This window comes from Nocardia carnea (assembly GCF_029869215.1).
In the GTDB taxonomy this organism is placed as follows: domain Bacteria; phylum Actinomycetota; class Actinomycetes; order Mycobacteriales; family Mycobacteriaceae; genus Nocardia; species Nocardia carnea_B.
In genome coordinates this window covers 1-7,487 of the sequence record NZ_JARWPM010000211.1, presented here as the reverse complement: position 1 = coordinate 7,487, position 7,487 = coordinate 1, and the positions used below count along the sequence as shown (strand labels likewise).

The 7,487-nt window shown below is 68.7% G+C and carries 2 protein-coding genes; one reads left to right on the top strand and one right to left on the bottom strand.

Annotation, left to right across the window (positions count from 1 at the left end):
- Positions 1 to 13 precede the first annotated feature (13 nt).
- Complete coding sequence (locus QH276_RS14835) at positions 14 to 700, bottom strand: hypothetical protein (protein WP_280402502.1); 687 nt, start codon at positions 698 to 700, stop codon at positions 14 to 16.
- Positions 701 to 1,016: 316 nt separating this feature from the next.
- Here QH276_RS14835 and QH276_RS14830 point away from each other — a divergent pair.
- Positions 1,017 to 7,487, top strand: a 6,471-nt coding sequence (locus QH276_RS14830; RefSeq protein ID WP_280406767.1) for a toxin glutamine deamidase domain-containing protein, incomplete at its 3' end; no start/stop codon positions are given.

The window sequence follows — 7,487 nt, the reverse complement described above, 5'->3', positions numbered from 1 at the left end:
CCCCCCCCCCACCTCAGCGGAAGTGGTAGCTGTAGCTCGCGTAGCGGGGCTTATCGGTGCCCGCATCCTCCCAGGTGTAGCCGTAGGTGCCGATATGTTCCAGGCGGAAGCTCGTGTCGACGTACACGTCGAACCCGCTGCGCCGGGCGCGTTCGGCGAAGGCGAAGTCCTCGCCCAGATACCAGTGGTTGCCGTCGTCCTCGGGTAGCAGCATCGGCAGGAAGTACGGGACGGTGGGGGTGCCGAACCTGAGGTTGCACACCGGGAGTTTCTCGTGTTCGGCGATCTTCTCGTAGACCTCCCGCCGGGTGTGCAGAAAACCCGTTCCGGTGTAACGGACCTCGGTGAGACCACCGCCCTCGCCGAGCACGAATTTCTCGGTGCCGGGCAATATATGACAGGCCAGTGCGCGCGCATTCTTCTTGACGCATACGCCACCGACCAGCGGCAGATCGTGAGCGCGTAGTAGATCGACCATCTCCGGCTCGAATCCGGTGTCCGCATCGATCCACATCAATTCGTCGAATCCCTCGGCCAGCGCATCGGTGGCCATCTGGCTGCGCGCCTGGTCGATCGCGGCGGAGCCGTACCGGCGCCGCACCTGGTAGCCGCGCCGCTCCAGCTGTTTCAGAGCTGTGTCGCAGGCGTGTTCGATATGGCTGGCGACCGGCACCAGGACAACGCAGCGTGAGGGATCCATTCTGATTTTCCGCCTTCCAGCAACACCCTGATCGCACCAACCGTACCGCCGAGTATCCGCCGGACCGATGGGGTCGAAGCGCATTCATACAGTGGCCGAGGCCGGACGCAGTACTGTTCGGCGGGCGGAAAGGCGATGTTCGGCAGCTGGATGAACCGAATTCACCCTGCGTCTGGATCGGCGCGGCGCGAGTGACCGGCATCGCCTGAATTCTGTTGCGCGACACCAGGTGTTAACCCGGCCGGCGGTAATCTGACCGTATCGGTCGAGAGACGATGAGGGTGATCAGCACAGTGACTTCGGACCCGCTGTTTCGATGACCCTCTACCTGCCCGAGGAGATGCGCTGGCTCGGCTGGATCGCCGGCGCGGAATGGCCGGATGGCGACGAGGACGCGGCCTGGGCGGTCTCGGCGATCTGGAAAGACGGCTCCGACGAGACGTTCGCACTGCTCGCCGCCGTCGTACAAGCCAAAGAGGCTGCCGCGGCGGCATATCCGGCGGGTGCGGCCCGCGATGAGATCGCGGCCCTCTACGACCAGTTCCGCACCGGCGATCAATCGCTCGAGGCGCTGGCCCGGAGCATGCTCGAGACCTCGGACACCACCTTCGATTTCGGCACCGAGCTGCAGGCCGCGAAGCTGAACATCATCATCACCCTGTGCTGGCTCGCCATAGAAATCGCCCTGGCCTGGCTCTTCCCGCCCACCGCGCCCGCGGTGGAGGCCGCGGCGGTCGGCACCACCCAGGGAATAATGCTGGCCATCCGCCAGGCGACCCAGCGCACGCTGCAGAACCTGGCCTCACGACTCGGCGCCCCGAATATCCAGCGCAGCTTCTGGCGCAGTCTGGGTAACGGCAAGCTGACCATGCCCACTTCGCGTGCCTGGGGCGAACTCGGCGAGGAAGTGCTGCAAGGCGCGGCGGAAGAAGGACTGATCAACGGGGCCATCCAGGGTGGCCAGATGGCCGACGGAAAGCGCGACGAATTCAACGGTGAGGAATTCGGCCTGAGCGTCTTCGCCGGTGGCGCCGCGGAACCGGTGGGGTCGCTGGTGGCCCGGGGAGCGAACAACTTCATCAGCAAGACCCTCGGCAACACGTTGAACACGAACATGCTCGGGCGAATGACCCGCAACGCCGTGGTGGGTGGCACCGCGGACGGCGTGGCCGGGATTTTCGGCAACCTCCTCGTCGCCGGTGTCACCGGGCAGAGTCTGAGCGAGAGTATCACCGGTATCGGCACGGCCGGCGGATTCATTCAGGGCAGCATCGTCGGTGCGGCGGATCCCACCACTTTCGCGAGCGGCTTCCACGGCGGAAACGGGCCTTGGTCGAGCGCACGGAACTGGCTCGGGGATCCGGACCACGCCATGGGCGGCCCCCGTTCCGGCGCGGTGCCCACCTACGGTGACGGGTCGTCCGGCGAAAACGCTTTGTACCAGGATGGACCGGCGGGCGGGGGGAATGCGGGATCCGGCTCGGCCCCCGCAGACGATTCTCGTTCGGTATTCGCCTCCGGCGGCCCGGGATCCCCGCGGGGCGAATCGCAGTCGCCCGGCACTTGGTTCTCCGCATCGGGCGATGCGCCGGGGCGGAGTGGCGAACGATTCCCGTCCGGCGAATCGACGCGCCCGGATTCCGCGGCACCGCCGAACCCGGCGGAGGGGCAGCCGGGCCCGGAGCGGCGCGGCGGTCCGCCGGATGCACCGGCGACGGCGAGAAACGACAGTACGCGGACCACGCCGGCCGGCGGCGATGCGAACGGGCGAAACGGTTCCGGAGCGACACCGGAATCAGGACCCCCGGGGCAGCGGCCGGATTCGCCGGTCGCCGGACAACCGGGTCCGCAGGGCGTGGGCGGGGAAACGTCGAATTCGCACACCTCGGGGCACGAGCCGGAGAAGGTACCGGAAGGGGACAAGCCGGGTTCCACTGTCGCTCCCGTCGGCGAAACGTCGCCGGGCCTGCCACCGGGGGACAACGATCAGCCGGCTGCCTCGGAGGCAGCAATCGACAAGCCTGGTCAGTCCGATTCGACGGACCGGCTCGATCAATCCGATACGGGCCGGCCCGACCGGTCGGATCCGACGAGCAACTCGGGTGAGTCCGATCCGCGCATCGACGAGGACGCGCGGGAGCGGCCGGATTCCGCTACCACCGATGAACGCGGCGAGCAGCGGGCCCTTCCGAACGAGGGCTCGGGGCCCAGTGGCGATACGGACCCCAGCGGCTCCAGGTCGCGCGAGGGCGGGCCGGAACACTCCGGCGGCACCGGCGAAACCGCACCCTCGGGCACCGAGACCGGCCGGCAAGCGCCGCCGCTGCTGCAACCGGTGGCGCCGATGCAGCCGGCGCCGCCCGGCACTCCCGTGCAACCGAACGCGGCGCCGGCCGGTCCGGCGAGTTCTACCGCACCCGGTTCGGCGCCCACGCAGGCCTCGGCTTCCGCCACCGAGCAGCCGAGTTCCAGAGCGGGCGACAAACCGGGTAGCTCCACCACACCGGGTGCATCCACATCGCACACCACGCGTGACCTTCCGAACCAGGACGGTGCCCAGGACACGAATACGGGACAGTCGCGCACAGCCTCCCCGCCCGCATCGATCGCGGGTGTTCCCGACGAGATCGGTGTATCGGTGCTCCCGGAAACATCCCCGCCCGGGCTCTCGGCGGCTCCTGCCCCGGTCGCTCCACCGCTTCCGCCGGATACGCCGGTGCAGCCGGCGACCGAGCCGGAGCGGAACACCGGACCACAGCAGCAGCGGTCCGGACCTGCTCAGCCCGGCGACACCGGGCCGGCCCGGCGGCCGGCCGAGCAGGAATCCGGCCCGGCGCCCGAATCGCGACGTGCCCGGCCCGGCGAGCTGTCGAGCCCGGCGCCGCGGCGATCACCCGAGCAGGTCATGCCGCCCGCCCCGGCCACCGACTCCCGGCAGAAATCGGGTGCGGCGCCCGATGCGGTGCCGGTTCCGTTCGCCGTGGATGCCGGCCCGCGGGTCGGGCCGGTGCGCTCGCCGGACCCGCCGAACCGGCGCGAGGCGGCGGCGCCGGTGACCGCGGTGTCCACCGGCGCGCCGCCGGATGCGTCCCCCGATGCGCTCCGGCCGGGCCCGCGCCGCTTCACACCCGAGGAGTTGCGGAGGATACCGCAGCCGGCGGCCGACCGGGTCGGCTCCGCCTTCCGGCCTGTCGAGAAGCCCTCCTACCACAAGGTGCTGGAAGCAGCGGTGCGGAATCCGGACGGGTCCGGGTTCGTGCAGTTCCGGAATCCGGCCACGTTCACGGCGGTGGCGGGCGGAAAGCCGTACGGAATGCTGGTGAACGGACCGGGCCCGGACGCTCCCGGCCGGTCGGAGAACTGCCAGGATTGTTCGCTGTCGCTACTCGCGACGTTCGCCGGTAAGCCGCAGGTCGCCGCGCCGTGGGCCGGCCGATTCAGCAAGGATCATCTCCACAGTGGGCCGGCGCAGGCGGCGCGCTTCCTGGGTGCCCGGGAGACGAGCTTCGACAACGGGTCGAGATCGGTCGCCGACCAGTATCGGGCCGCGCACGACCACATCAAATCGCTGCCCCCGGGCACGATGGCCTATGTCACGACCACCTGGCACAAGGTCAACTTCTTCGGTATGAAGCAGTACGAGCCGGACGGTTCACCGAAGTACGACGGCTCACATGCCACGGTGGTGGTTCTTCCCGAGGGGGAACAGGAACCGATCTGGTGCGATCCGCAATCCGGTACCTTTCACCGCGCGCCACCGGCGAGTCTGGTGAAGTACGCGGCGAAGGTCGAATTCACCATCGGCACCCCGGATCTCGTGCTCGCCGCCGCGGAGCACCGGCAAGAACTCGAAGCCGCCCTGAGCAACGGGAACGGCGGTTTCACCGCGTACCAGCATCCGGGGATCTTCACGGCGGTCCCGGGCGGCCGACCGTACGGCGAGCTGATGAACCTCGGTGGCGGATATCCCATGGGCGGCCAGATCAGTGTGTACGAGTCCGGTCTCGCAGCCGCTACTTCCTTCCTGGGCGCACCGCGCTACGCGGTGCCGAACTGGGAGCATCTCAACGAGGGTGGACACCCGCTCCCGGACCGCGAACTACACCGGCGCGGACGATCCCGCGTCGAGGGCTGGTTCGGTGACCGGCTGACCTCTTTGGCCACCGGCAACCGGACCGTGCGGCAGCAGTACCAGCACGCTTACGACGAGATCCGGAACCTGGGCCCGGGGGCGGTGGGTCTGGCGGTCGTTTCCCGGCCCGTCCGCGGGTCGTCCGATCCCGCCGAATCCGTGCAGCTGCTGGTTTATCCGGCGGGCCCCGTTGCCGCCGACGGTACCGGACCCACGGAGCCGGTGTGGTGGGATCCGATGACCGGCCGGACCGTCCCGCATACGACGATGCTCGCCACGCTCGGTAACGAGACCGAGATTTCCTTCGTAGCGGCACCCGGAGACGAACTGATTGCGCTGCATTCGCTGGATACGTCCGCGGGAGCCCGGGGCCCGCAGCAGGTCGCGGCCGAGGAAACAGCCGGTGACCCGCCCGAGCACGACCCGCCACAGCCCGCACGCGAGACCGGCGAGTCGTCGAGTTCCGGGCAGCGGAAACGGCCGCTGCCGGATCCGGAATCCGGTGCGCCGCCGCAGAAACAAACCCGCACGGACGCTTCGGACAGCGACGATGCTCCCGGACCGGTGGACGAACCGGCGGACGACGATTCGCGGGACTCGGATCCGGCGGATTCGGATTCACCGCGGAGCGAAGACAGCGTGGAGAATGTTTCCGCGAACCGGCAGGTCGTACTGCCCGAGCCGCCGATGGAGTTGCTGGATCCGGCGGAAATGCGGGTATTCGGGCCGGGGTACCTCGCGCCGGTGGAAGATCCCGCGCTGCAACACGCGCTCGAGAATGCGATGCGGCGTCCGGACGGGTTCGCCCGGTACGCCGACCCGAGTAGTTATCCGCCCGGTGGTACACCGTTCGGCGAGATGATCAATCCGGGCCACGGGAACAGGCCCGGACGGGACAACAATTGCCAGGATTGTGTGCTCGCCGGCCTGGCGACCTTCCTGGGCCGTCCCACGGTGGCCGCGCCGATATATCCGGCGGTCGCGCACGGCGAGGTCAATTGGGACGGCCCGGAGCAGGGCGGCTCCGGCCGGCAGCATTGGATGGTCGGGCTCGCCGAATACGCATTGGACGGATTCGGCACCGTACCCGAGCGCATCACCGCGATCCATGCGCACGTGGCGCGACTCGGGCCGGGGTCGGCAGCGATTGTCTCCAACCGGTGGCAGGCGGAGGACCCCGAGACCGGTGACCCGATGGTGGACGACGACGGGGAACCCGTCGAGGGCCCCGAACATACCGTGCTCGTCGTCTATCCCGCACCCGACCCGGACAACCTCGACGAGAACGGTGCGGTGATAGACGAGGGACCGCTGTGGTGGGATCCCCAGAGCGGCAGGATGTCTCGCGCACCCTTCGAGGATTTCCGTAACCAATCGCTCCTGGTCATGTCCGTGGTGATTCCGCCGGGGCGCACCGTGGTCAGCGCGTCCGCCCGGCAGCCGGTGCCGGTGCCGCAACAGCCGGTGCCGCCCCGGCCGCGTCCGGCGGTGGTACCGGCGCTCGGCCGTCCCGCACCGCCGGCGCGGCTGCCGGATCCGGCCGCGCGGCGGCCTTCCGGGCAGGGTGGGCTGGCTCCGCTCGAGCATCCCGGTCAGCAGCGGGCGCTCGAAAATGTCTTGCGCTCCGGCACCGGCGGTTTCGTGGTCGGCGCGGACCCGCGGAGCTATCCGACACCGGGTTATCCGTACGGCTGGATGATCAATGGCGGCAGGAGCCGCCCGGCATCCCGGTTCGCGAACCGCTGGGACGCGCTGCTGGCGGGACTGTCGTCGTTCCGTGGTAATCCGCTGGTAGCCGCCCCCCGGAATCCGGATGCCGGCGACAGGTACGACCGCGCGGACGAAGCCGCCGGGATGGAGCGGGTCATCGAATGGCTGCAGACCCAGCCCGATCATTTCGGTGAGATCCCGGCCCCGCAGCAATTCGCTGCACTACACGACTGGGTTGGTCACCTCGGGCCGGGTTCGGCGGCCGTGGCATTCGTGGCAATCGGCGAAGTCGACCCCGCCACCGGGGATCTGGCGCGAGATGACAACGAGGAGTATGTGGTCTCCGGCATCATGCCGCTGGCCCTGATCTTCCCGGTCATCGCCTCGGACGGTAATCAGACCAGTTCCCCGACCCGGCCGCAGTGGTGGGATCCCGCGAGCAATACGACATGGGAACAGTTGCCGGATCAGATCGTGCACAGCACGGTGCAGTTCGGATTCATTGCGTTGCCGCCGGATACGACGGTGGATGCGTCGGGGCGGGGTCCGGTGGTTCGGCCGGTGCCGGTGCCGTTGGTGGTGCCGGTGTTCAATCGTGCGGGGCCGCCGATGCGGTTGATGGATCCGTCGCGGGGGCGGGTTTTCGGTCCTGGGCAGTTGGCTCCGTTGGAGTTTCCGGGTGTGCAGGGGCCGTTGGAGTCGTTGTTGTCCGATGGTGGTGGTGGGTTTGTGGTGGGGGCGGATCCGCGGAGTTTTCCGTCTCGGGATTATCCGTATGGGTGGTTGGTGAATCAGGGTGGGCATTTTGTGTTGGGGCGGGGTTCGAATCGGTGGGATGCGGCGTTGTCGGGGTTGTCGTCGTTTCTGGGTTATCCGTTGGTGGCTGCTCCGCGGTATGCGGATGCCGGGCCGGATCTGTACAACGATGCGGACGAAACCGACGGG